Consider the following 2,500-nt stretch of genomic DNA (forward strand, 5'->3'; position numbering starts at 1 on the left):
CGGCAACCGCGGCGACCGGCTGGTGCGCTTTGAAATTGCGCCTGGCGCCCGGCAGGCGTTCCGCATGCCGGTGACCCTGCGCGCCGGCTCCGTGGAGGTCATCAAGGCGCGCAACTTCGTGCGCATCGCCACGCCGCTGTCGATGACCGTGGGGCAGTATGCGAGCGACATCCCCGCGTTCAATCCGCTGCAGATGTTCACCGATGCCGGAGGCGAACCCGAGGCGGACGCCCAGCCGGAAGTGGACGTCTCCGACGCCGAGGTTTCGCTGGTCAAGTCGTCGCTGACAGGAACGGAAGCCTTCTCCGGCGCTGGCCTTTCCGAGGCCGAGGCCGCGGCCCAGGTGCAGCAGTTCCGCCAGATGGAGGCGACGCGCCAGACTGGCGGTTCGCCGGTTCTGCCACTGCCGCCGCAATTGATGCTGTCGCGCAGCCTGGCGCCGATCGGCGTCGGCGGAAAGGCGGAGGGCCAGGCGGGCGAATTCGACCTTTCTCCGACTGACAATCCGTTCTCGCGCATTGAAGTGCACGTGATTCCGGAAAACCTCACGGTTCTGGCCAAATCAGACCCGCAGGAGAATACGGCCGGCGAGGAACTGGTGACGCTGGGACGGGACGACAATATCGAGACGGCGCTGCGCGCCCGCGGCGCCAGCGACGCTGAAATTCGCGCCATCCTGCGGGCGCTGGCGCAGCGGGTCCGCATAGGCTCCGTCGGGGAAGGCGCCCGGCTGCGCATCCTGATGACGCCCGCGCATGTCGCCCACCGGCGCATTCTGCGCGTGATGGTGATCACCGACGACCGGGTGGACGCGATTGCGGCGCTGGACGACCACGGCGAATATGTCGCGGTTGAGCCGGACCGGGATGACGGCGACCGCCGCCGCAACCGCCGCAACCGGCTGGACGAGGACGACGACGGCGACAGCGGCGCGCCCCGCCTTTACGCCAGCCTCTACGAGACGGGCCTCAAGAATGGCCTGTCGCGCGAGACCGTGGCCAACATCATCCGTATCTTCGCCTACGAATTCGACATGGACCGGCACATCTCGCCGAGCGACCGGATGGAAGTGTTCATGGCCGAGGACGAGGACGGCGCTTCGCCGGAGCTGCTGTTCGCCGCGCTGACGGTCGATGGCGAGACCCGGGGCGTCTACCGCTACCAGATGCCCGACGGAACAGTCGAGTATTTCGACCGGGACGGGAAATCGCTGAAGAAGTTCCTGCTCCGCAAGCCGATTTCGGAAGGCGTGCTGCGCTCCGGCTTCGGCATGCGTCGCCACCCGATCCTGGGCTACTCCAAGATGCATACCGGCGTGGACTGGGCCAACAAGGTGGGCACGCCGATTCTCGCGGCAGGCGACGGCATCGTCACCAAGGCCGGCTGGCACTCCGGCTACGGACGCCACACCGAGATCCAGCACAAGAACGGCTATGTCACCACCTATTCGCACCAGTCAGCCTTTGCGAAGAACATCAGGCCGGGCGTGCGGGTGCGGCAGGGCCAGGTGATCGGCTATCTTGGCAGCTCCGGCCTCTCCACCGGACCCCACCTGCATTACGAGGTGCTGATCAACGGCCGCTTCGTGAACCCAATGCGCATCAAGGTTCCGCGCGGCGGCGAACTGGACGGCGCCGCCCTCGCCGACTTCCGGCGCACCCGCCAGCAGGTGGACGAGCTCATGGAGAAAGCCAGCGCGCCGCGGGTGGCGACGACAGGCGCCGGCGGCGCGAACGCGAACTGAGCCCCGCCAGACGATCCCCGAAAAGGCGCGCGTCGCGATAACGTGGCGCGCGCACGGAACCCTCTTGGCATCGCGGGGGTTTACCCTACATAAACCAACGCAAAAGGACAGGAGGTTTCCATGCGAGGAAATGCGTCCCCAAAGTCCGTGCCGGCGAGCCATAATCGCCACGCCTCTTCCCTTCCGCTCACGCACCGGCAGCTGGTGGAGCTGCTGGCGCGGGCGCGCCAGACGCCGCGCTGGCGCCGCTCTGCGCCCCAGACGCCTGCGGGCGTCGCCCTGAGTAACGGTCGCTAGCGCCGTTGTTGAGACGCTTTCCGGATTGCCCACGCAGGGAGGTCGTGGCCGCCAATCCGGAAAGCGCACGGGGGCCCTGCGCAGGGGACCTGAACGACGAGCGCGTAAACAAAATTCAGGTTTTGACGGATCCGTCCGTCAAATTTTTGAATTCGGTGACCTGAGACCCTGAACTTCCTCCAGATTTGGGTAGAGTCCGTCGATCACGGAGACGGACGATGCGACCCTCGCGGTTCACGGAAGAACAGATCATCGGGATGCTGAAGGAGCAGGAGGCCGGGGCGAAGACGGCGGATGTCTGCCGCAAGTATGGCATCTCGGCAGCGACCTTCTACAAGTTCAAGGCGAAGTTCGGCGGCATGGAGGTGTCCGATGCCCGTCGCCTGAAGGCTTTGGAAGACGAGAACGCGCGGCTGAAGAAGCTCTTGGCCGAGCAGATGCTGGACAACGCGATCCTGA

At 65.9% G+C, this 2,500-nt stretch carries 1 protein-coding gene and 1 pseudogene (both only partly in view); both read left to right on the forward strand.

Annotated elements, in window-relative coordinates; all coding sequences use genetic code 11:
* On the forward strand, positions 1-1,744 hold the 3' portion of the coding sequence (locus ACFFJB_RS11875; RefSeq protein WP_376831558.1) for a M23 family metallopeptidase. The gene continues 314 nt to the left of window position 1, outside the view; 1,744 of the gene's 2,058 nt are visible here — the last part of the coding sequence; its start codon lies beyond the left edge, outside the window; its stop codon occupies positions 1,742-1,744.
* A 515-nt stretch (positions 1,745-2,259) separates the two neighbouring features.
* Positions 2,260-2,500, forward strand: a pseudogene (locus tag ACFFJB_RS11880) (IS3 family transposase) (its annotated part continues 826 nt past the right edge of the window); the annotation flags it as partial.

The organism is Camelimonas abortus (genome assembly GCF_042432745.1).
Taxonomy (GTDB): domain Bacteria; phylum Pseudomonadota; class Alphaproteobacteria; order Rhizobiales; family Beijerinckiaceae; genus Camelimonas; species Camelimonas abortus.